Origin of the sequence: Halobellus marinus (assembly GCF_032113415.1) — an archaeon.
In the GTDB taxonomy this organism is placed as follows: domain Archaea; phylum Halobacteriota; class Halobacteria; order Halobacteriales; family Haloferacaceae; genus Haloquadratum; species Haloquadratum marinus.
Window position 1 is genome coordinate 2,175,284 of sequence record NZ_CP134946.1, and the last position, 21,893, is coordinate 2,197,176.

17 protein-coding genes and 2 pseudogenes are annotated in these 21,893 nt (G+C 60.8%); 6 read left to right on the forward strand and 13 right to left on the reverse strand.

Annotated features, from left to right (window positions below; all coding sequences use genetic code 11):
* Positions 1–40 precede the first annotated feature (40 nt).
* On the reverse strand, positions 41–1,063 hold the full coding sequence (locus RJT37_RS10905; protein ID WP_313684363.1) for an NAD(P)/FAD-dependent oxidoreductase: 1,023 nt from the start codon (positions 1,061–1,063) through the stop codon (positions 41–43).
* Between the two features lie 107 nt (positions 1,064–1,170).
* Here RJT37_RS10905 and RJT37_RS10910 point away from each other — a divergent pair, with 107 nt between their 5' ends.
* The gene (locus RJT37_RS10910) at positions 1,171–1,596 is read left to right on the forward strand and encodes a hypothetical protein (protein ID WP_313684365.1); all 426 of its coding nucleotides are present in this window, start codon (positions 1,171–1,173) and stop codon (positions 1,594–1,596) included.
* Between the two features lie 295 nt (positions 1,597–1,891).
* The gene (locus RJT37_RS10915) at positions 1,892–2,881 is read left to right on the forward strand and encodes a sulfite exporter TauE/SafE family protein (RefSeq protein WP_313684367.1); all 990 of its coding nucleotides are present in this window, start codon (positions 1,892–1,894) and stop codon (positions 2,879–2,881) included.
* Between the two features lie 147 nt (positions 2,882–3,028).
* On the opposite strand, the gene RJT37_RS10920 is transcribed toward RJT37_RS10915, so the two are convergent.
* From RJT37_RS10920 to RJT37_RS10940, 5 genes are all read right to left on the reverse strand, one after another.
* Positions 3,029–3,625, reverse strand: coding sequence for a helix-turn-helix domain-containing protein (locus RJT37_RS10920; protein WP_313684369.1), 597 nt, complete (start codon positions 3,623–3,625; stop codon positions 3,029–3,031).
* Positions 3,626–3,682: 57 nt separating this feature from the next.
* Entirely contained in the window at positions 3,683–3,997 is a 315-nt protein-coding gene (locus RJT37_RS10925; protein ID WP_313684371.1) for a hypothetical protein, read from the reverse strand.
* 766 nt (positions 3,998–4,763) lie between these two features.
* Positions 4,764–6,071: a hypothetical protein gene (locus RJT37_RS10930; protein WP_313684373.1), complete on the reverse strand. Its 1,308-nt coding sequence runs from the start codon at positions 6,069–6,071 to the stop codon at positions 4,764–4,766.
* Positions 6,071–6,793, reverse strand: a complete 723-nt coding sequence (locus tag RJT37_RS10935; RefSeq protein WP_313684375.1) for a hypothetical protein — start codon at positions 6,791–6,793, stop codon at positions 6,071–6,073. The genes RJT37_RS10930 and RJT37_RS10935 overlap by 1 nt, the downstream gene beginning before the upstream one ends.
* Positions 6,794–7,032: 239 nt before the next feature.
* Positions 7,033–8,202, reverse strand: a complete 1,170-nt coding sequence (locus tag RJT37_RS10940; protein ID WP_313684377.1) for an outer membrane protein assembly factor BamB family protein — start codon at positions 8,200–8,202, stop codon at positions 7,033–7,035.
* A 2,445-nt stretch (positions 8,203–10,647) separates the two neighbouring features.
* Between RJT37_RS10940 and RJT37_RS20650 the strand changes: the two genes are divergently transcribed.
* Positions 10,648–10,905 carry a HalOD1 output domain-containing protein gene (locus RJT37_RS20650; protein WP_390209058.1) on the forward strand — a complete coding sequence of 86 codons (258 nt, stop codon included), beginning with the start codon at positions 10,648–10,650 and terminating at the stop codon, positions 10,903–10,905.
* 18 nt (positions 10,906–10,923) lie between these two features.
* Here RJT37_RS20650 and RJT37_RS10945 read toward each other — a convergent pair whose 3' ends face one another.
* The 6 genes and pseudogenes from RJT37_RS10945 to RJT37_RS10965 form a co-directional block, all read right to left on the reverse strand.
* Positions 10,924–11,583 carry a DUF7344 domain-containing protein gene (locus tag RJT37_RS10945; protein ID WP_313684379.1) on the reverse strand — a complete coding sequence of 220 codons (660 nt, stop codon included), beginning with the start codon at positions 11,581–11,583 and terminating at the stop codon, positions 10,924–10,926.
* A 70-nt stretch (positions 11,584–11,653) separates the two neighbouring features.
* A complete protein-coding gene (locus RJT37_RS10950; protein WP_313684381.1) occupies positions 11,654–14,632 on the reverse strand; it encodes a PAS domain S-box protein in 2,979 nt (992 codons plus the stop codon).
* A 384-nt stretch (positions 14,633–15,016) separates the two neighbouring features.
* Positions 15,017–15,257, reverse strand: a pseudogene (locus RJT37_RS20520) (P-loop NTPase); the annotation flags it as partial.
* On the reverse strand, positions 15,209–16,864 hold the full coding sequence (locus RJT37_RS10955; protein ID WP_313684383.1) for a GMC family oxidoreductase: 1,656 nt from the start codon (positions 16,862–16,864) through the stop codon (positions 15,209–15,211). The gene RJT37_RS10955 and the pseudogene RJT37_RS20520, both read right to left, overlap by 49 nt.
* A complete protein-coding gene (locus tag RJT37_RS10960; protein ID WP_313684385.1) occupies positions 16,861–17,373 on the reverse strand; it encodes a gluconate 2-dehydrogenase subunit 3 family protein in 513 nt (170 codons plus the stop codon). Before RJT37_RS10960 ends, RJT37_RS10955 begins: the two co-directional genes overlap by 4 nt.
* 53 nt (positions 17,374–17,426) lie before the next feature.
* Positions 17,427–18,269, reverse strand: coding sequence for a hypothetical protein (locus RJT37_RS10965; RefSeq protein WP_313684386.1), 843 nt, complete (start codon positions 18,267–18,269; stop codon positions 17,427–17,429).
* 243 nt (positions 18,270–18,512) lie between these two features.
* Between RJT37_RS10965 and RJT37_RS20525 the strand changes: the two are divergent.
* Positions 18,513–18,789 (forward strand): annotated as a pseudogene (locus tag RJT37_RS20525) (heavy metal translocating P-type ATPase); the annotation flags it as partial.
* Positions 18,790–18,983: 194 nt separating this feature from the next.
* On the opposite strand, the gene RJT37_RS10970 reads toward RJT37_RS20525, so the two are convergent.
* A complete protein-coding gene (locus RJT37_RS10970) occupies positions 18,984–19,508 on the reverse strand; it encodes an ArsR/SmtB family transcription factor (protein ID WP_313684388.1) in 525 nt (174 codons plus the stop codon).
* Between the two features lie 192 nt (positions 19,509–19,700).
* On the opposite strand from RJT37_RS10970, the gene RJT37_RS10975 reads away from it, so the two are divergent.
* Together RJT37_RS10975 and RJT37_RS10980 are read left to right on the forward strand one after the other, a co-directional pair.
* A complete protein-coding gene (locus RJT37_RS10975) occupies positions 19,701–19,916 on the forward strand; it encodes a heavy-metal-associated domain-containing protein (RefSeq protein ID WP_313684390.1) in 216 nt (71 codons plus the stop codon).
* A gap of 4 nt (positions 19,917–19,920) precedes the next feature.
* A complete protein-coding gene (locus tag RJT37_RS10980; RefSeq protein WP_313684392.1) occupies positions 19,921–21,891 on the forward strand; it encodes a heavy metal translocating P-type ATPase in 1,971 nt (656 codons plus the stop codon).
* The last annotated feature ends 2 nt before the right edge of the window (positions 21,892–21,893 follow it).

The following is a 21,893-nucleotide window of genomic DNA, read 5'->3' on the forward strand; positions in this document are numbered from 1 at the left end:
CTTCCGACTGCGCCAGTAGTTCGAGAACTTCCCGACACTCTCATTCGCCGTAGGTGTGGAAGTCGACGGCCTGCTCGAGGAGTTCGTCGGGAAGTCCCGGCACCTCCTCGGAACGGACCGGCCCCTGTTCGTCGAGGAGGTCCGGATCACGCGGGAAGTCCCGGAGTTGGAAGTGGACGTCGATCCCGGCTTTCGCGCCCTGGCCGAGTGCGATCGGGACCTGGTTGTGGCCGGGCGTGCAGTCGCCGACGGCGTAGACGTCGTCGACCGATGTCCGCCCGTGGTCGTCGACCACGATCGAGCCGTCGTCGTTGATCTCGCAGCCGAGTTCCAGCGCGAGGCCGTTGTTGTACTCCGCGCCGTACATCGCGAAGCCGCCTTTGTACTCTCTGACGGATCCGTCCTCGAACTCCAGTGCTTTCAGCCACCCGTCCTCTCCGTTCTGGACGCCGGAGACGTCCTCCTCGACGACGTTGATCGGGTGGCCGTCGAGCATCTCCGCGGTTTCCGCGCTCCACTCGGGGTCGTGGCCCCGCGTGAGTATATCGACCTCGTCGGTGAAATTGAGCATAATCCCCGCGACGTGGGCGGCGCTCTCGGCGTGGCCCATCACGTACACGGGCTCGTCGACGAACATATGCGCGTCACAGTGGAGACAGTAGTGGAGTCCGCGGCCGGTACGCGGCAACGGCGGATCCGGTCTGACGTCGTTGAACCCGGTCGCCAGCACGACCCGGTCGGCGGCGTAGGTTCCGCTGTTGCCGGAGAGGTGCAGTTTCTCACTGTCCTCGCGCGAGCAGGACGTGACCATATCGCGGTGGATGTCGCAGCCGTAGGCCTCGAGCTGTTCCTGACCGATACCGAGGAACTCCGCCCCGCTCGTCTCCTCTTTGACGCCCAGAAGGTTGTGGACCTCCTGCATCATCGCCGCGCGGCCGCCGCCGCGGTTGACGACTGCCGTATCGTGTCCGAGTCGCGTGCTGTACAGTGCCGCCGTCATCCCGGCTGGGCCGCCACCGACGACGACGACCTCGTACTCGTGGTGAGTTTCATCTGTGCTCATATACACCACCTCCGCAGCGGTGTACAAGGGTCTTTTCGCGAGTGTGCAAGCGAGTACAACACCCGCGTCGTGGCTTAATACGCGTCTCTCGTCTGTTCGGTCGAACGATGGCATCAGTTATCGCCGGTCTGGCGGGCGGGCTCGCGGCAACGATCGCAATGACTGCTTTGATGATGGTGATGGGCGACGACGACCCCCCGCCGACCGCGGGCCTCGTCGCGAAGGTCGCGGGTGGAGAGCCCGGGGATCACGCGATGCCGGGGATGGTGTTACACCTGATCTACGGCATCGTCGCCGGCGTCGTCTTCGCAGTCGGCGTTCCGGTGCTCGGACTATCACTCGGTTCTCTCGGGGTCGCGATCGGACTCGGGATCGTGTACGGGATCGTCCTGATGATCGGCGGGATGATGTTCTGGATGCGGATGGTCCTCGGGATGGAACCCGACAAGGGGATGATGGTGATGTTCGGGACGGTCCACGTCGTCTACGGGGTCGTGCTGGGCGCGTTCCTGGGTCTCGGCATTCTCGCGTGAGCGGTGTGATAGCCGCCGCGTGCGATGCGGCAGCGAGCGAGCATCGGCTGCTTTCGATCCTCCCGAACGGGGTTCGGCGGCCGTCGACTCACCCGGATCGAGACCGTAGCGATCGACACCCGATCCGGACCACGAACGACGGGGGTTTCGGTTCGACGAACGGCGAAGATTTCGGGTTACTGGATACGATGGAAACGACGATTCATTCGTGGCAATGGAGAACCGGCTGTGCGAACGGAAGTAGCTGGCGGGGTCCGGTCGGCACCCACGAGCGAGCGGTCAGTGCGTCGGAGCGATGACGGGAACTCGCGCTTTGGGCGTTGTCAGCGTCGTCTCGTTACTGGGGATGCTCGGTATCCCGCTTTCGAGTGTAGCCTCCACGGTCGAACCCACATCAGTCCTCCTCCAGTCGGTGCCGCTTCTGGCGGGGTTCCCGGTCGAACAGTTTCTGGCCCACTGGTGGGTGTTTCCCGCGTCGATCCTGTTTTCCGGAGTGGCGCTGGCATCGGGCGTTTCGGGCGCGCTGTTCTTCAGCCCGTTTTTTATGTTAGCCGTGGGGCTCTCGCCGTCGCAGGCGATCGGTGCCGGCCTCCTGACCGAAGTGTTCGGGATGGGCAACGGCCTGTTGAACTACGTCCGACAGCGGGTCGTCGATTACGCGACGGCCAAGTGGCTCCTCCTCGGCGCTATCCCGGCGGTCGTCGTGGGGGCCATCGCCGCGCACTACGTCCCGACGACGCTTCTCAAACTCGCTTTCGGGATCGGACTGCTCGCACTCGGGGCGTTCCTCGTGCTTCACGATTCGCCCGAAGACTGTGTCCCGGGTGAGGGCGAGGGGCAATTTCTCCGGCGAAAAAACGAGGGTCGTGGGGAGACGACGATCCGGTCGAGAGACGGCGAGACGTTCACGTACGCGAAATGCTGGCGACTACCGGGTGTCGGACTGGCGACCGTCGGCGGTTTCGTGACCGGACTCATCAGCGCCGGCCTCCCCGAAATCACGACCACACAACTGATCGTCCGGTGTCGGCTGCCGCCCCGTGTCGCGGTCGCGACGAGCGTGTTCGTGCTCGCCGTCGCCGCGTTTGCCGGGGCGGCGGTCCACGCGCTCGCGGCGACACCCGTCTGGTACGTCGTCGCGTGGTCGATCCCCGGTGTCCTGATCGGCGGCACCGTCGGGACGCGCGTCGGCAAATACGTTCCGAGTGAAGTGATGGAACCGGCCCTCGGGGTTGTCTTCGGCTTCGTCGGCGTGATCGTCCTCGCGAGCGAACTGCTTGCTTGAGGGGCGCACGCGGAACCGGTTCCCCGCCCGCCGCGAGCGGAAACAGGATCGAGGGAAGAGACCGATCATACTGAGTCCTCTCGTCTCTTGCCGCCGAGCGCCACCCGGGTGACGACGCTCGGCGGAAACGAGTGGGAGAAATCAGTATCAGTCGTCGGGGAAGGCCTCCCAGAAGATGTCCGGGAGTTCCCGGTTGGGGTTCTCGTCGAGGTACTCCTGTTTCGTGATGTTCGCGTCCTCGATGAGCGCGGCCGCTTCGCCGGCCCAGACGTAAAAGCCGATCAGGGTCTCCCGCCGCATCCGTTCGAGGTCGATCGAGTGGTAGACGTTGACGACGCCGCCGCCCTCCCGATTGAGCTCCGATCGGCGGAGCAACCCGAGGTCCACGAGCTTGTTGAGGTAGCGAGTCACTGTGCTCCGGTCGTAGCCAAGCGTCTCGGCGACCTCGTTTGCCGAGAGCGGGCCGTCGCCGATGACACACAGGCAGATATCCAATCCGGCTTTCGGCAGTCCAAACGCCTGGAGCAATACCTGCTTGACGTCCGGGGGTTTGACGGTGATATCTGGATCGGTCACGCGCACCATCGACTCGCCGTGGCACGACATCGGTGGTTCGTCCCGGCCAAGCGCGAGGACGACGTTGTCGCAATCGGGACACTCGTAGACGTGATACCGGCTCGACGCGGGGTCGTAGTTGATCTCTTCTCGATCTGCCATCGATCCGTCCCTCTCGTCGGTGGTCATCGCGGGTGCATCTCCGTTAGGGTACAATCACGTGGGTCCGTCATAAATTCCGCCCCGTCACCGGTCCGACCTCTCAGTTTGAGGCTCGCCGCCCTCAGTTTGAGGCTCGACGCCCTCAGTTTGAGGCTCGACGATCACTAGTTCGTCGGTATCGAGGTTCAGTAGTTCCTCACCAGTAACGGTCACTCTGATACTGTCGTCTGCGTCTCTCCGGGCCAACTCACACGCCAGTAGCCCGTCCAGATGCCGTTCGATCTCGTCCTCGTCGACGGCCAATGCAGCTGCGAGCGCCGCCGTCGTCGTCGTTTCCTGTCGCTCGGCATCGGTTTGAGTTGCCAGTTGCGAAAGGACGTTTCGTCTTGTTACGGGCATCGTGGTGGAGTGTGAGTTCTTGCGTGTCGTCAGGGCGGCGTCCGACTATTCTGTGAGACAGCTGCCGACCGACAGACCCGCAATCAGCAGTGGTGCACGTCGGGCCGGTGACTTTGGTCGTTTCCTTACGGTACCGACCATCTCCTATTAATTTGTTCGCGAGTGTGCAAAGGAGTTCAGCGTCCGTGTTGAGACGAGAATACTCTGTTGGCTTCCTCCTCGTGAACGCGGAGTTATCCCACAACGGGATTGCAGGCCGGGCGTTGTGGCCTGTGATTTTCAAGATGCATACGTTCCACGCGTCACCTGCTGGATTTCAGCATCCGCGTGGCTGTCCTGACCCCGGTCAAAGAGGTCCTTCGAGACGCGGAGCGTCTCGTCATCACGATAATCATCGATTTTCGAACGACCCTTGGGCATTCTCCTTGCATTCTGTAAAACACTGCAGAGACAGCCCGCGCATATCTCCACACCGCGTTCGACGAAGCAGCGGAACGAGACCCCTGTGCGGAGAGCGTATGGCTCGTCTCTTCCGGCGATCCTCAGGGGTCGAATGGTCGTACTTTGGTTGCAGCTCCTTCGTCTTCGACCCGAGTTTCGAAGCCGGTGATTGTGTTTTGAATGATTTTGTTGTTGTCCGCGACGGGATCGAATTCGTTGTCAATATTGTCCTCGACCAGGATGCCAACACCGATGTTCCCCTCCGGATCTTCCGTCCCTTCGTCGTCCTCGATTCGGTTATTGACGACCTTGTTGTTACCACTGATTACTTACTCATCAGTGTCTCGACAGCCTGTTTTGAGATACCTGGAGCTGTCCGTCCGATGGCAGTCGCGATAGTGTACTCAGCGATGGTAGTATCGAGACGTGACACGGCGATCTCTCCCTCGTACCGGGCGAGTTCCCAGTCGGCACTTACGACTCGCCACGCAGCACTGGTGAGGGCTGCTCGCGTCAAATCCGGTGCGGAACTCTCCTCGATTGCTGCATTTAGAGCATCGTAGGCAGTCGACCGGGTTTCTCGGACAGCCTCGGCACTCTGTGGTCGGGACAATTCGCCGTCATCGACACGCTCCTGTAGACGGTCCAGGGCCTGGAACTGCGTGAGGCGTCTATGCGCGTCGATCACGGCACTGGCTGGCCCGTTCGCGTCTGCGACACGAGCAACCCCGTCGTCGGCTTCCCGGCGGAGGTCGCCGATCACCCGCTCGGGGATGTCCCACTCCTCTGCGGTCGGCTCCGACGGTAAGCCCGACCTGCGCGACCGGACGTCCGCGAGTAACGACTCGGCGGCCTCGGTGAGTGTCTCCTCGACAGTGCCAGCGTCCGCAGGCAGCGACGTCGTGAACTGCTCGTCGAGATGGCGTACATCGTCCAGGTGTGCCTGTGCTGACTCGGCTGTCTCACCCCACTCTGCAACGTACATAAGGCCGTTCTCTTCCGTTGCGGGCTCCCGACTGTCGATCACTCGTTGCAGTGTGTTCTCAATACGAGCGTGGACAAGCGCTGCTCGAACAGGGTCACTCCCCACGTACTCGTGGGCATCCCGAACCGACTTGGCGTCCGAGACGGTTTGCCTGTACTCCTGCTGTATGGGCTCGACCGAGAGATCCTGATCGTCGACTGCCCACCCAGCGGCGGCGTACCGGGCCTCGGCACGTGCTCGCCGGAGTGACTCGAGTGCCACCAGTCCCGTCGGAGCATTGCGCGCGTCGTTGAGCCCGGTGGTGGCGTCGGTTGCAGCGTCGGAGAGTTGCTGGCGGATATAGCCGTTCGGGATATCTCCCGGCCCCAGCGGCGTCGGAAGCTCTGCGAGTAGTGTCGTGACCCTGTTCCGGGCAGCGTCGAAGTGATCTGGGGCGATGTCGACGGGAACCGATTCGGGTATAACCGGGTCCGGATCCTCGTCGGGGTCGATGTCCGGCAGGTCGGAGGCTCGTATCGTCGGTTCCTGCTCGCCCCCAATTCCAGTGAGGCCATTACAGCCAGCAAGGACGCTCGTTCCGGCCAGTGCCAGCACCCCCCGGCGGGTCATCCGGCCCCGATCTGTCGCGGGCGCGCTCTCCTCGTTCATCACCGGCTACCTCCGGAATCGACCGGTGGCGCTTCTTTTCGAACAGCGTTCTCGTTGGCGGCTGGAGGCTCGGCTCGGGCCTCTTCCCCGGCGTTGCCTCGGTACCGGTCGCAGGTTCCGGTTCCGATTGAAGACGAGTATTTATTGACGTTGTCGGCCTCGATCGCGTCGGGAATCCGGATGAGTCGGGCCTCGGTCACCCACTCGTCGACTGCACACTGCGCCGTGTACGGTCTGGTCCGCCGGGTGTAGTCAGTCGAGATACTGCTCGGTGTCCAGCTGATGTGGCAGAGATCGAGCCGGAAACACTCCTCTACGGCTCCCATCTCGACGTAGACTGTCTCGGTGGTGAAGTCCGTTGCCGCGACAAACGACTCGACCTGTTCGCGGTCTACGGGCTCCCCGATATCGAGACTGTCTGCACGGTCAGGTCCGTCGACGACGATGGAATCGCGCCAGCGGTTACGCTGGCTCGGAGTCGGACGACCGCTTGATTCGCTGTTCGACTCTGCGAGCCATATCGGTGGCCGATCAGTGTCTACGCGGATCAGGTGGATCTCTGGATCCGTCACCGATCCGGACGCTGAACCATCGTTCCTGCTAGCTTGCGGTGCTGTGCGCGTCGATTCGGTGGAGCCGTCGAGCACTTCGCTACATCCGGCGAGGCCGGTGGCGAGTCCCGCGGCTCCGTGGAGGAGGGCACGACGTGTCGGGGTGACCATTACTCACCCGTTTTTCGGGTGGGAGTGTGTTAAAAACCAACCATATTTCCCTGGGTGCGGAGCGCTCACCTCAGATCCGTATGTTCGGCCGTCGACTGCCAACTGTAGTAGCCTTTGCAACTGATTACGCATCGGATCGCCCGTTGTCGTGCGATCGAGTAGGTGAAGACTTGCAAACGCTACTAAAGCAGTCCTGAAAGAGTCACTCTGGCCTCGCTGTGAGTGGAGTGATCGATCGGTCACTCCAGCGCCAACAACCCCGATTCGGTGTCTTCTCCTCCCGTGATCGGAACGAACAACGCGCCATCGGCGACGGTGGGGTTACCACCGGACCCTTCGCCAAACCTGTAGGTCCAGCGCCGGGCCTCGAAACGGGCCCCGCCGATTCCGAGGCCACCGCTGATCTTGAACGCTGCCACTTCTCTTCGTCCGCCGACGTAAACTGTATCACCACCAGCTGCTGGCGCTGAAAAGTAGTCGTCCCCGAGCCGCCAGTCACGCTCACCAGTGCGGTGGTTTTGACGCGTAAGTCCGGCCCCGTCCGTACCGAACAGACTGGACTCGGCTAGCACGAACGATCGGTGTGCTGTCGGCCCGTCCGGAGTATGCCAGCGTGGACGCCCGGCGTGGGCACCGCCAGCGAGTCGGAGAGTCCCTCCACCGAAGGTCGCGGCGTAGACGTCGCTTCCCTCGGTCCCGGCGAGTGCAGTCACCTTTCCCGGAACCGGCTGCCGCCAGACCCCCTGCTCGTCATACAGGGCGTGGACCTCGCCTGCCGTCGTCCCGACGAACACCCCAGCAGGTTCGTGGGCGACCAGCCGCGTCACTGATCCGTACACGTCGGTAGTCCATTCGATTTCGCCGTCTGGAGTCACACGAACGACTCGGCCCGCATCATCGCCAACATAGAGCGCACGCCAGTCTCTGGTCGGGGCGGGCGGCGCTCGCATTCGATCGTCGCTCTCGACAGTCCACTTGACCGTACCGTCGGTGACATCTAGTGCGACCAAGCCGGGATCTTCCCCGGTGACGTACACTGTTCCGTCGTGAACTGCCGGAGATGGGAAAAAGTGGGCAGCTTCCGCGGGTGCATATCGCCACTGTTCCTCGCCGTCGGCGGTATCAAGCGCGATCAGACCACCCATTGTCGGGAGAAAGACGGTCCCGTCGGCGACGACGGGGCGATCGGTCGGACTCGGGAGGTCGATTCGGAAGCGCTCCGCTGGGGTCTCTCGGGGAGCGGCTGCATCTCGGGCCCAGCTAGTGGCCCGGCTATCGAAATCCGGCATAGGCCAGTCAGTATCGGTGCTGGTTCCCGGATCTATGTCGCTGCTGACGTCGAGACAGCCAGCAGTTGCCACGGTTGCGAGACTCCCAATAGAGGCGAGTACACTTCGTCTGGAGGGCATACAGCCATCCGGCGGGAGCTACTTCAATACGTTTTGTGGTTTTTCCATCCGAGACGCTCAGTCACCATTCCTGGAACGGCCGATTGCCGTTCCGGAACCAGCAGGCCGGTTCAGACACTAACGCTGAGCTGGCGTTAGTGTGTATCCGGGAACAGCTGTCCGGACAGCGAGGGCTGCTAATGCGACCAACCACGGGAGCGGGTACAGCCAATAGGTATGATACGGTCTTACCAACAGGAATGCACTAAACAGCCCGGTGGTCCCGACAATAAGGGTCAGGAGTTGTGATCGAGAATTTCCTCTCTCCGACGGTTCGCCCATCGGGACTCGTCTTGCAACGACAGCTATCGTCCCAGCCGCGGCAAGTACGAGAAGCGGCCATAGTCGAGTTGTGATAGGGATCATCGTAAGTCCTCATAGATTTCTCGCCGACCGGTCCGACGAGAATCTATGGATAGTTACGATGATCCCTATGAGTGCCAAGGTATATTTCCACCAAGCCCGCTGCCCGATCCATACGGACGGGCCATATGCGGTGAAGTACTGCTCTGCAACGCCAGTCGTCCAATACAGACTGCCAATAAATGATGGCCATCCCCAGATCACGAAGACGGCACCGTAGGTAACGGCGATGAGCGTCATCGCCGCGCCGGCAAATCGAATCAGCCACGTTCGTGGCGTATCCGTTCGTCTATCTCCCCGGGGAGCGAGAATCCACCAACAGATTATGGGAAAACCGACGATCAGGTACTGTGAAAAGAGGGCTGCGACAGCGACGGCAGTCCCACAGCATACTGCTCGCCGACTGGAAAGTGCTAACAAAAACGCACAGACAGCGAACGATCGAACATTGATGTAGTGCCCTTTGATTACTGGGACGACGAGAACGAATCCGATCGCTGCGAGCAGACCCGTTCGCCACATCGTGTGTCGAACAAACAAGCGATAAAGAAGAAGGGCACTCAGTCCATTCGCTAAGCCGACCAAGAGCAGAAAACTGAACGCATACGCGTCTGTCGCTGCGACAAGGAGATTGAGGAACTCGAATAACGGTGTTTTGTTATCTGTCGCGGGAGCCACATACAGAGCAGCGTCATTGTGAACCGCCCGGGCTAGCGGTCGCCATACAAGCCGTGCATCAGGATGGAGAGTAGTACTCCCAGTGATCAATCTGTAGTATCGAATACTAGCCTCCCCAATAGTAAGGACAAGCAGTCCGATACCGAATCCGAGATCCCGCTGGTGACTTGTAAAGTCAAATCCCGGAAGTAACTGAGTGGAGGGCTCATTCGGGGACACACCGAGAATCTCTATCTTACTTGCAAAAGGGTCCTGTAAGGTCAAAACGCCACTATAGTATCAGTTACTGGATCTCTCTTTTGTCAGTAATCCCAGCAACAAATAGGAGAGGAGAACGTGTCGAAACCGGATGTGACTGTACCAAGCGGTTTGCGTTAGTCGCTTTCATACTGATTACTCTCACTGTTTACCGCCGAGCGCCATCCCCGTTGGCGGCGCTCGGCGATAAGAGACGAGAGTAATCAGTATCAGCTTAGATTTACTGACCCAGATGTAGAACCGCACTTGCGAAGAGTTCAGAACCAACTGGTTCTATAATGGAATGAAAACCGTGCGGTGTATTTATAATGAATTAGCATCAAAGTCTAGAATAGTGGTATGTATGACCACACCAAAAAACACGGGAGGGCGTCCTCAACAAATCAAAGGTGCTAACCCTCGATTCGACACGGTCTGGCGGTCTCTCGAGTGTGTTATGGCAGCAACTATCGCAGTGGTAATCAGCCTGTTCTCGTACTCTGTATTGCTAGACCTGGCAGCAGCGATGGGCCTGCTATCCTCGACGATGGTTACATTCGTCATTCTTTTCACGTGGATCTTTGTTTGGGGATTCATCGCAACCACTCGGGACCACGTTATGGGGGATGCGTGGTGAAAGCCATTTTTCAGACACAATACCGTATGAAACAGCCGGTAGTTCGAGAGTGCGTATCGAGCATCCGCGAGCGGAGCGAGCGGTTCACCGACGGAGCCGCCGGAGTTCCCGTGAGCGACTGGACGGAGCGAACGGGAGCACGGAAGAGCTCGCTCTTCCGGAGACGGGGGGGTCGGTCGGTTTTTGGTCCAGCTTTTTGCAAGGAGTGGTCGCGCTGCGCGCGACCCGACGCAATAAAAAGGTGGGCTCTCCTGCGCGAGTTGTGTTCGTTGCTTTCGAGTGAGCTGGATCGGACCACCCGTACATTCGCGCTTGCGAATATGGTATGACGGATTCTATCAGAGCCAAAGTGTGTCGAGACTCGTCTACTGGATACACCGCGTCCCGCTTCTCATTTCTCAAAGATACCGAGCAATAATTGTGGCGATAGTTGAGGCCAGTTCCATAGAGAAGATATTTTAATTGTGGGGGGGAAGGGCACATTATCCATTGTGACTGATCCAAATCAATCGGAGTGTGTCGTCGAAATCGGCGAAGAAGAGTATGTCAGCGAGGCCGTTCTACGAGCCGTTGAACCTCTAGCGGACAGACCGCTCCTGGATTTGCCGCCATTGCAGGAATCCATAGACGTAGATTCGTTAGATCGGTTATTCGAGACCTCGGACTCGATTGATCAGCTACAGTTTGAGTATGAGAAATACGAAGTGACGATTGAACCAGAGTCCGTACGGGTCAGTGAACCCTATTAATCGGTATCTCTCTTTTGACTACCTGTCGTTGAGATCACTCTGATTAAGGAGCGTCATTAGGGTAGGCGTACGGGTGATCGTTTTTTCATCGTGATCATATTCGATCAGTCCAGCCTCCGCTAACTTCGGCAGATCTATGTGATGAAGCGTACTGAGAAGGGCGGGTTCGCTCTCACGTTGCTCAGCTGTCCGAGAGTCAGGCCCCCACTCCTCGAGTTCGGTAGCCAATTCCTCCAGAGAGAGGTTGGGGGGTTGGTTGGCAATGATTGAAACCAATTCCATTCTGCGGGGGCGTGCAAAAAGCGTGCTAACCGCCTCCCAGAACGGATGTTCAGGGTTCTGTAGATCGGGAGCCGACGAGTTTTCATCCCAGGACACAAGCGACTCAGTAGTGATCACTCCTTCCGGAGACCGCTCGATCCATCCGGCAGCCTCTAACTTCGGAAGACACCGGTGATACAGATCCACTTGGATCGTCTCGTGTTCCTCGACGGCCACCTCCGCCGGTTCCTTACCCGTCTCTTGAGCCGCAACTTGGAGGCTAAGGTCCCGTTCCGTCAGTGGATGCGTCTGATCCAATAAGATAGAAAGGACCTTTCGGTGGCGCGTATCCGTCAGGACCGAGAGGGGCTCATACTCCCCGTGGTCCTCCGACGGCAGTTGTTCGCCGCTGTCCATAGTTCCAAGAACTCGTGGATGACTATAATTTGGTCGCCGAAAATTTGTGACTACGTTGTCACAGTCCGGTTCAGGCGAATACCACGTCAAGGAGTTTCTTCTCGGCCTTTCGAATGTGCTGATGGAACGTTGATGCACCAATGTCGAGCGACTCGGCGACTTCCTCGCCAGATCGGTCACGGGGCCACTCGAAAAAGCCCCCGTGGTACCCTGCTTCGAGCGCCGCCCGCTGGCGCTGGGTCAGCTTTTCCGTGAGGAGACTCAGTGTCTGGTGTGGCGAGGATTCTTCACGAGTTATCTGTCGCTGGCTGAGAGATTCCACACTCGGGTATATCTCCCGAATATCGGCGATAATCTGCCGGACATCAGCCCCCGGTGGGAGATGGACGGTTAGGCTGTACTCCCCGTCTTCGATCCGCCCTTCCTCAAAGTGGCCCCCTTGATCTGCGATAATCGAGGTCACTGGAGGACTCGAGAGACGCTGTTCGAATCGGACCTCGCCGTCCGTCTCGCCGAACGTACGAACGGATTTCCAGTCTGGGAACTGCTCGCCCATCGCGTATATCATATCCAGAGCATCTGGGGTCGCCGTCCCGTACATAAGATACTCGTCGTCGCCCAGTGGGATCGTCCGCTTGATCGTAACCGTCTCGTCGGCCGTCACCGAAACGTCTCGCGACTCCAGCAATTGTGGAATCTGAAGCGTGAGTTCGATGACTTCGTCGCTCATCAGCGCACGTTTCCTATCGAGTGCGGCGATCGTGTGGCCGATCACCTCACCGAGTTGCCCGAGTACCTCCCGTTCCTCCGTGGCAAACGCATCGGTGCGTTCCGAGTAGACGCTGATCACTCCGTACAGTCTGGCCCCGTGAACGATAGGAATCGCCGCCGCCGATTTGAACCCGTACTCCTCTGCGTATTGGTGCCACGGTTCGGAGTCCGAGCCCTCGAGTGGGTTCTGTGCGATCTGTATCTCCTGTGTTCGCACGGCTTCCCCGGTCGGTCCCTGACCCGCCTGGTCGCCCGAGCTGAGCGAGAGCGAAATGTCAGCGAACGCAGCAAATTGATACGACTCGGATGCGGCCAGCCGGTCACACACCGCGCGCTCGATCTCTTCTCGGGTCGACTGCTCGATGACTGCCTCGGTGATTTCGTGAACAACTCCGTGGAGATCGTTGAGGGCCTCGAGTTGCTCCTGCTGCCGTTCTAGTTCCCGTTCGTACTGTCTGTGATCCGAGATGTCGGTGGCCATCAGGATCCCACCGTCGAACTCGCCGCCTCGATACAGCGGGACCCCACGTCCGGTGAAGTATGCCTCTTTGCCGTAGATCGATTCGAATGGGAACTCGAATTCGATCGTTTCGCCGTCTTGCAGACGGGTAAATAGATCCGCTTTGCCGGTCTCGACGATCGATGGAAGCTCTCGGATGTCGACACCGATTGCTGGCGACGAGTCCCTGTCCTCGGGGAGACCGACGATCTCATGTGCCCGCGGGTTTTCGTACGTGATCTGTAAGTCCTCGTCGAGTCGGAACATCCCGAAGGGAGCGTTTTCGACCAGTTCCTCGTTGAATCGGCGGGCGGCACGGAGTTCCCCTTCGCGCTCCTTACGGCCAGAGATATCACGAACGACACACACAATGCCGTCGTCGTCGGTCACCGACAGCGAGAGTTCCTGCGGGAAGGTTGTACCGTCTTTGCGCTGCCCGCGTACCTCCCCACGCCAGGCACCTTGATCGTAGAGTGTCGGCATTATCTCGGTCTCGAACCTGCCAATTTCATCCTCGTCGTAGCACATCTGCCACGTCTCACCGAGGAATGCATCCTGGTCGTCGTAGCCATAAATATCAGTATGGGCCTGGTTTACGAAGGCGTATTCGCCGTTTGCATCGAGGATCGCCATCCCGTCGATGGACGATTCCATCGCTGTTGAGCGAGCCTGTAATTTCTGCTCGCGGTCCTTCCGATCGGTAATGTCGGTCGAGACAGCGCAGACGCCGGCCAGTTGCCCGTCACCGTCGAATAGTGGTGACTTCAGCGTCAGATGGGTCTGTACTCCCTCCGACATCGGGATTGATTCTTCGACTCTGATCGTCTCACCCTGCTCGAGGACGCGCTTGTCGTCCGTGTGATACTGCTCAGCAGTCTCCGGTGGGAACAGATCTTCGTCAGTCAGGCCAACGATTTCTTTTCCCGGGTCAAGCCCCAGCTGTTTTTTACACTCGTCGTTCATCAGCTGATATCGACCCTCAGTATCCTTGATGAAGATCGCCGCCTCGACGGTATCTACCACCGCCTGCAGCTGCTGATTCGCCTCTTCGCGTTTTCGCTTGCGTTCCTTGCGGTCGGTGATATCGCGGACAACTGCGAGGATTTTGTCCCCGCCATCGAGTGTTGTCTGTCGGAGGTGGACCTCAACCGGCAACTGCTCTCCCTCTTTTGTCTGGTCGAGCCACTCGAAGGTTTGGGGGCCGTCAGTTTCCGCCTGTCGAATATATTGATCCGCTTTAGCGGTAGTATATGGCGGCACGTTGGCGTGCGCTCTCTCGGAGTCGGGTGCCAAAAGTTCCTCGCGGCTGTACCCGAGCATCTCGCAGTACTGCTGGTTTACGTCGATGAGTGTGCCATCGGATGCATCGCGGAGGGTAACGCCAACGGGAATTGCTTCGAAAATCTCCCGATAACTCTGAGAGCCGTTCAGCCCCTTTTCCGACTGTGATGACACTCGGTCGGTTGTGTCGACTTCCGGTGGAGTACTCTCATCAGGAGAATCGCCTTCGGAACGGGGTTTTCGGTCAGTGCTAACGTCAGGGAGCGTCGTAGATGAAGGAGTCGGTGGCCGCCACCAGACCCGAGAATTAGAGCCTGTTTCCTTTGTCTCGAGTTCTCCACGATCGACGAGTTTCTGCAACCGTTTGTACACAGTCCGACGTTTAGCGTCGAGCACGTCCGCTACTTCCGGGGTGGTGAGCGGTTCGTACTGCTGCTCGTTCTGATCGAAGACAGCCAAGGTTTCGGCGTAAATGTCCTGTGACGGGTGAGAATTCATAATCGGACATTAATGTCAAGGAGTATAGTTCCGTCGACGGTACCGGGTGCTGTACATATCATCTGTAGCTCGCACGGCGTTCCCGATAGAGGTCTCGCAGTTCCCGACTTATTTGCTGAACTCAGAGTGCGAATTCATCGGACCACTGTTCACAGCGGAAGAATTCGTCAAAGGGCAACTGGCCTTTCTCAATGTATCTTCAGCAGCCCTCCCGCTCGCAATCTATCTTGGCGAGTGTGTTGGCTGTGTAAGCTGACACGGCTAATGGTTGTTTCATCGAAGCCCCTTTGCGCCCAACTTACTACCGCTGGGTTGCCGAAGATCCTGCGAACGACCCCGACTACGAGACTTGCTCGATGCGGTCGAGGCCACGTAACTGTTCCGAGGCAGATCTACCAGGTGGACGTCGTCGTTCCGCCACGCCGTGTCCCGAAGAGAGCAGAGAGCGCGTCGTGAGCCATCGCTCCGCGCAGGCGAGCGGAGCGTCAGTTTCCATCAGGCCGACGCTCAGTACGTCCATACTCTCCGAACGGATCGGTAATGGATTGCCCTCCTCGCTGGAGTGTATCGGTCCGCTCACCCGTCGGAGAGTCTCCCGTGGATGTGGTCGGCGAGTCGGAGCGTCAGCGCGGCGATAGTCAGTGTGGGATTGGCCGCGCCGCAGGTGGGGAACACGCCGCTCGAACTCACGAAGAGGTTCGACAGGTCGTGCGCTCGCAGCTCCGCGTTCACGATGCTCTCCGCCGGATCACGTCCCATACGGATTCCTCCCATATGGTGGGATCCGACGTAGGGGTCGTCGGGCGACCAGTGCCCGTGGATTTCTGTGGCCCCGCACTCCTCGAGGATCTCCCGACAGAGGTCCCGGACTCGTTCGAGGATCACACTCTCGGGGCCGTCGAACGAGAGCGTCAGGTCCGGCACGGGATTACCGTGGTCGTCGGTCTTCGAGGGATCGAGCGAGACCTTATTCTCCCGTCGCGGGGGTTGCTCGACCCAGCCGTTACAGCGGAGGTAGCCGCCGTACTCCTCGGAGAGGCGCTCCTGAAGCGCGTCTCCCCACGGGTCTCCCTCGAACGGAGCGAGGACGTCGCCAGCGATGATCCGTCCAGAGTCGGACAGTTGTTCGAGGGCGAGGTCGATCGGCTCGGGTCCGGCGTTGTTGCCGAAGTCGATGAGGAACGATCCCTCCGGGCCGCTGTCGTGGTCGTAGAACTGCTCGCACATACTCGTCCCGTACCCGACGAGGTGCTGTCGCGTCGGTTCGTCCACTCGGCCTACCAGGCCGCCCCCAGGATGTTCCATAAAGTACTCCCCCAGCACGCCGCTGGAGTTGGCCAGCCCATCGGGATACTGTGGCGACGTCGAGAGCAACAGGAGCCTGATCGACTCGACGGCCCCGCAGGCGACGACAAACTGGCGCGCGCGCTGTCGCCGCGTATCCCCGTCGGGCGTCGCGTGAACGGCCGCGACGACCCGCTCGCCGCTGTCGTCGTGTTCCAGCCGCTGGACCGGCGCCCGGGTGACGACGCGTGCACCCCGTTCTTCGGCCTTGCGAATGTGGACGGATGCGTCGTACTTGGCGCCGGACGGGCAGACCGGGCTACAGGTCCCGTACCCGACACACTGGCTCCGGCCGTCGTAGGGTTCGGTGTTTATTGCGAGCGGCTTCGGAACCAGTTCGATCCCGAGCGAGGAACAGGCCTCCGCGAAGATTTCGTCGGAGTAACTTGATTCCGCCGGCGCCAGCGGATATGGCCCACTCCGCGGACCGCTGAACCGGTTTGGCTCGCCCGCGACACCCATCGCCTCCTCGGCCCGCAGGTAGTACGGTTCGAGGTCCTCATAAGAGATGGGCCAGTCTCTCCCGATTCCGTGGCGGGTCTCCATCTCGAAGTCCTCCGGGTGGAGTCGCGGCGTCATCCCGCCCCAGTGCAGTGTCGTCCCGCCGATCCCCTTGACGCGATGTCGGTTGAGGTCGTACTCGTAGGGCCCCGAGGACGTGTACCTGTCCCGCGGTCCACCCATATCCCAGACGTCGAGGTCGTCGTGTTCCGGCCGCAAGGCTCGGTCCATCCGCGCCGTGCGTGACTCGAACGCAAACCGCGGGCCGGCCTCGAGGACGACGACGTCGTGGCCGCGGCCGGCCAGCGAGGCGGCGAGGATGGCTCCAGCCGGCCCCGACCCCACGATGCAGACGTCCGCCGCTCCCGCAGTACCACTCGCCGTCATCGCTCGCCCCTTCGTTGGTACGCCTCGGTCCCGCCCGGGTGTCCGGGTGGGTTCTCGATGCCGAGCAACCGCCCGCCCACGGGCGTCGTGTACAGGGCGTACAGCAGGTCGTTGACGACGTAGTACCTGAACTGCTGTTCGACGGTCCCGTCGGGCGCGGACTTGGCGCGGTCGATGCCCATTTCCCGGAGCACCGTCTCCCTGCGCCGGATCGGCAGCGAGCGGAACGCGGACCCGTAGCGGTCCCGTGCGTTCGCGTCCAGGACCGAGCACAGATCGACGACCTGTCGTTCGTAGTTGTCCTGTAATTGTGTCCGCCCGGCAACGTAGTTGCGGACGTACTCGTCGGTGACATCGACGGCCGAGGGGTAAACGACCGACGCCACCGCCGCGACGGTCGGAATGACGTCCTGAAGGTCGCTGTCGGGTTCGCGAACCTCGCCGGCGACTGCGCTACCGACGCCAAGCGTCGCCAGGGCCGCGAGCGCGTCTCTCCGTGTGACCTCCATCGGGACGCGTGTTCGTCAGCGAGAACTATGTTATTGAGGAACTACCTCTGCTCTCACCGATTAGGATGGCTTTTCTGACGCCGCACCCGCGGTGTTCGCTGGCGCCACCAGAGGCAGAGCGTGACCGCGAGCGTCGCGGCGATGAACGACCCCGCCAGCACGAGCCAGTATTCGTCCAGCAACAGTCCGAGCACGATCGGTTCGAGCGAGGACGGGAGAGCCCCAGCGAGAGTCGCACGGGTACTGTCGAACGCGACAATGTCCCCACGGAGGAGACTCAGTGTGAAGGCGCTCCCAGCCCACGCGACTGTCACGAGACCCACCGCCACCAGCCGAGCTGGACCGACCCGCGGCCCTCGAAGCGGGGGCGCAACCCCGACTCTGGTCGCTCCGGACACTAGCACCAGCAGCGGGGGACCGACGACGATGGCCGAAAGGAGCCGGTCCCCGAGGAGCGCTGGACCCGCCAGCGCAACCGAATACGGCCCGACGAGCGAGCGCAACGTCGCAAGGGCCGTGCTACCGAAGGCGGTTGCGACGAGAGCGACCGCAGCGGCGGCGATAAGCGTCCCGCCAACGGCGCGGGCGCTGTCGGCCGGTCTCGCGACCACTCGACCGTTCCAGAGCGCGTAGCAGAGGCCGACGAGAAGCAGGTCAGAGAGGCCCCTGGCGACCGCTACGGCCGGCACCTCCCCTGCGAGCAGCGCCTCGACGGCGCCCCCGAGTGCTACTCCGACCGCGCCGACGGGCCCGAGAAAGACCCCCAGCGGGAGCGCGAACCCGTATCCGAGTGGGACTCCGAACAGCCATCCCGCAAAGAGGTTCGCACAGAGCACTGCGAGGCCGACCGCCAGGACGAGGGCGGTTCGTCTGTTCGGGGAGAGTGCGGTGGCCATAACCGAACTTCCCGGGGCCGGCATATAATTATCCGCGGCTTTATCCGCTCCGGAACTGGATATCACGGTGATGGCCCGTCGTCAGGTCGGTCATCAATCGTTTCCGGAGTTCGCCGAACCGGCGTAGAGATACCGGCAACTTGCGACGACCGACGGTATCACCCGGTGCCGTCCGCCGCGAACAGAATTCCGGACTCGACCATCACTACGAGCGGGTTGTCCGAGATCTCCAGCGTGAGCGAAGCGCCCCTCGGCGTAGCGATGGCCGGCGCGGGAACCGACGTCGCGTCGACACTGCCGACGTTGTGTTGATGGGTGAGGACCTCAGCAAGATTCCCTACGTGTTCGGCCCCGGACGCAAGACTCGTCGGACTCTCACGTCAATCTCGCAATTGCCTTCGGCGCAATCGCACTCACAGTCGCGATCCTCCTCCGAGGTATCCCACGACCGCTCGCAGTGGTCGGTCACGAAGGCTCGAAAGTTCTCGTCTCGCTGAACGGGCTTCGGTTGCTCGGCTAGCCTGGCTGAACGGGCTCCGTGGTGATCTCGAACTCGCGTGGTGGTATGTACGTGGGAAGGATCGAGGAGCCCTCGTAGAGAGCTTCGAATTCGACCGCTTCACGCCTAAAAGGTCGATTCGCTCGGTAGTCGAACTGGAGCCTCTCACTTCCGTTCGGTCGGTGGACGTCGCCATCGCTGACAGGTTTCTCCACTCATTGTTGCCGGTGAGCCCGGACGAATGCACGCCGCAGGACCGTCAGAAGGACGTACGTCTCGTACTTCTGATTCCGACAATGGTCGCAGGGCTGCATCTCCATCGTGATTTCCTCGATTGACGCTTCGTACTCCGCAGTGAGCAGGTCAAGTGCGTCCGTAATCTGCGGCTCGACGGCGTCGATCATCTCCTCGACGGCGGCATCGGCTGAATCCGGCAGGGAGTACGAGAGAACGATCGTATTGGCGTGGTAGTACTTCGTCGTGCCGCCACGTCCCTCCTCGAAGCGAACGACGTCGACAAGTCCGGAGTCCCGTAGCTCGTTGATGTGGTGGCGGACGGTGTTTTCAGTCCGGTCGATCCCTCGGTCAGCGAGGCAGCCGTGAACCTCGCCTGCTGTCCGTGCCTCCTCTGCCAGAATGTCGAGGATCATCGCGCGCATCGGTTCGTCGATGGCGTCCGAAACACGGGGATCCCTGATCGCGATGTCGTCGAGAGGATGGTCGGTATCGGAGTCGCTCATACCCGAATTGCGAGACTCGTGCGGGAAAAGGTAGCGGAGACCACCACGAACGAACGGTTCAATCGATTGGCGTTGCGGTCGGGACCTCGAAGCACCAGATGACCCATTGGACTGTTTCAACACCCAATGTCTATATTTGAACATATCATCTAAAAAATACTTATTGCGGTATGAGTACTACGTAGAACCGTGATGAGCGAAACAACCCAGTTCCGTGTGCTCGACTTCGACTGCCCGACCTGTGCGTCCACGGTCGAACGCGCGCTCTCGAACGTTGACGGCGTTCAAGACGTCGATGTCCACTACTCGACCGGGCGCGTCGAAGTCACGTACGACGACAGCGTTGCCGACCCTGACGCGTTCGCACAGACAATCGAAAGCCAGGGCTACACGCCCCAGATCGCCTAATAATATGAACAGACAATCGATCACGCTGTACTACCGCAAACACCGGAAGGCTATCGTCACGGCGACGAGTGGCTTACTCTACGGCGGCGGCTGGAGCCTCGGCCACCTCACGAGTTTTGATATAGCAAGCGCCGCGATTCTCGTCCTCGCCACGTTCGTCGGTGGCTACGACATCGCCAAAACCGCCTACCACGAGGTCACAAACCGGACGCTCGGTATCAAGACGCTCGTAACGCTGGCTGCTATCGGTGCCATCATCATCGGTGAATACTGGGAGGCCGCCGCCGTCGTCTTCCTGTTCAGTCTCGGCAGCTATCTCGAGGGGCGGACGATGCGCAAGACCCGCTCCGCGCTGCAGGAACTACTGGAGATGACGCCGGACACGGCCACTGTGCGCCGCGACGGCAAACATCAGGAAGTACCCGCCCGCGACGTCGAGGAGGGTGAGACCGTTATCGTCAAGCCCGGCGAGAAAATCCCGGTCGACGGCGACGTCGTCGACGGTGAGAGTGCCGTCAACCAGGCGCCGGTAACAGGCGAGAGTGCTCCCGTCCACAAAGCCGACGGTGACGAAGTCTACGCGGGCACGGTCAACCAGGAAGGGGCCCTGGAAATCCAGACGACTGGTGCGGGCTCGGATACGACGCTCGAACGCATCATCCGCCGCGTCGAAGAGGCGCAAGAGGCTCAATCTCCCACGGAGAGTCTCATCGACCGGTTCGCGAGGTACTATACGCCGGGCGTCATCGTGCTCGCCATCGGAGCGTATGCGGTTACACAGAACGCGATCCTGTCGCTGACGCTTTTGGTCATCGGTTGTCCCGGGGCGCTCGTCATCGGGCCGCCGGTCAGTATCGTCTCGGCCATCGGCAACGCCGCCCGGTCTGGCGTGCTGATGAAGGGCGGCGAACACCTCGAACGCGCCGGCAAGATCGACCTGGTTGCCTTCGACAAGACCGGCACCCTCACGAAAGGTGAGACGCGCGCGGCGGCTTCGCCGCCGCGGAATGAAGAGGGCGGCAAGACCGCCCTCGCTGTCGCCGATGTCAAGGGATTCGACGTGGCTGCTGCGGAGGTCCTCTCGCTCGCAGCGACCGTCGAAGAGAAAAGCGAACACCATCTCGCCGACGCAATCGTCGACGCAGCTCGCGAGCGCCCGACCGCTGTGACGGACGGTGGCGCGACAGTCGCAAAGGCAGACGATACAACTGCGGGGCGCCAGTCGGTTCCCGATCCTGACGACTTCGAGGTCGTCGCCGGCAAGGGTGTCGTCGGCCACGCCGACGGCCACGAGATAACCGTCGGCAACCGCGCACTGCTGGACGATCGCGACATCGACGTTCCGGAGTTTGTCGCCGAGTACGTCCGCGGTCGTGAGGAGCGCGGTGAGACGGCCGTCCACGTCGTGCGGGACGGCACCGTCATCGGCGTGATCGCGATGCACGACGAACTCCGGGAGGCTGCCCCAGGTGTCGTCGAAGCGCTCCGGAACGCCGGTATCGAGACGGTGATGCTCACCGGCGACAACGAGCGGACCGCCGCCGCAGTCGCCGAGGAGGTCGGCATCGACGAGTACCGCGCTGAACTGCTTCCCGAGGACAAACAGACTGTCATCGAGAATCTCCAAGACGATGGTCACATCGTTGCGATGGTCGGTGACGGTATCAACGATGCACCATCGCTGGCGACTGCAGACGTCGGTATCGCGATGGGAGCCGCGGGGACGGACACCGCGATCGAGACGGCTGATATGGCGCTGATGGCCGACGACCTCGAACGGATTCCGTATGCGGTCACGTTGAGCAAGGCGACCCGGTGGAACGTCCTTGAGAACGTCGCCCTTGCGGTGCTGACCGTGACTGTCCTTCTCGCGGGTGTGCTCACCAACTACGTTACCCTCGCCGCCGGGATGTTGGTTCACGAGGCCAGCGTCCTGGCAGTCATCCTCAACGGGATGCGGCTCCTCCGACACTGACC

Bases quoted from the DNA above. Each gene is read 5' to 3' on its own strand.
- RJT37_RS10960 (WP_313684385.1), bottom strand. From the start codon at position 17,373: ATGGAGGTCACACGGAGAGACGCGCTCGCGGCCCTGGCGACGCTTGGC.
- RJT37_RS10925 (WP_313684371.1), bottom strand. From the start codon at position 3,997: ATGCCCGTAACAAGACGAAACGTCCTTTCGCAACTGGCAACTCAAACC.
- RJT37_RS10975 (WP_313684390.1), top strand. From the start codon at position 19,701: ATGAGCGAAACAACCCAGTTCCGTGTGCTCGACTTCGACTGCCCGACC.
- RJT37_RS10940 (WP_313684377.1), bottom strand. From the start codon at position 8,202: ATGCCCTCCAGACGAAGTGTACTCGCCTCTATTGGGAGTCTCGCAACC.
- RJT37_RS10910 (WP_313684365.1), top strand. From the start codon at position 1,171: ATGGCATCAGTTATCGCCGGTCTGGCGGGCGGGCTCGCGGCAACGATC.
- RJT37_RS10950 (WP_313684381.1), bottom strand. From the start codon at position 14,632: ATGAATTCTCACCCGTCACAGGACATTTACGCCGAAACCTTGGCTGTC.
- RJT37_RS10945 (WP_313684379.1), bottom strand. From the start codon at position 11,583: ATGGACAGCGGCGAACAACTGCCGTCGGAGGACCACGGGGAGTATGAG.
- RJT37_RS10915 (WP_313684367.1), top strand. From the start codon at position 1,892: ATGACGGGAACTCGCGCTTTGGGCGTTGTCAGCGTCGTCTCGTTACTG.
- RJT37_RS10965 (WP_313684386.1), bottom strand. From the start codon at position 18,269: ATGGCCACCGCACTCTCCCCGAACAGACGAACCGCCCTCGTCCTGGCG.
- RJT37_RS10935 (WP_313684375.1), bottom strand. From the start codon at position 6,793: ATGGTCACCCCGACACGTCGTGCCCTCCTCCACGGAGCCGCGGGACTC.
- RJT37_RS10930 (WP_313684373.1), bottom strand. From the start codon at position 6,071: ATGAACGAGGAGAGCGCGCCCGCGACAGATCGGGGCCGGATGACCCGC.
- RJT37_RS10920 (WP_313684369.1), bottom strand. From the start codon at position 3,625: ATGACCACCGACGAGAGGGACGGATCGATGGCAGATCGAGAAGAGATC.
- RJT37_RS10905 (WP_313684363.1), bottom strand. From the start codon at position 1,063: ATGAGCACAGATGAAACTCACCACGAGTACGAGGTCGTCGTCGTCGGT.
- RJT37_RS10970 (WP_313684388.1), bottom strand. From the start codon at position 19,508: ATGAGCGACTCCGATACCGACCATCCTCTCGACGACATCGCGATCAGG.
- RJT37_RS10955 (WP_313684383.1), bottom strand. From the start codon at position 16,864: ATGACGGCGAGTGGTACTGCGGGAGCGGCGGACGTCTGCATCGTGGGG.
- RJT37_RS10980 (WP_313684392.1), top strand. From the start codon at position 19,921: ATGAACAGACAATCGATCACGCTGTACTACCGCAAACACCGGAAGGCT.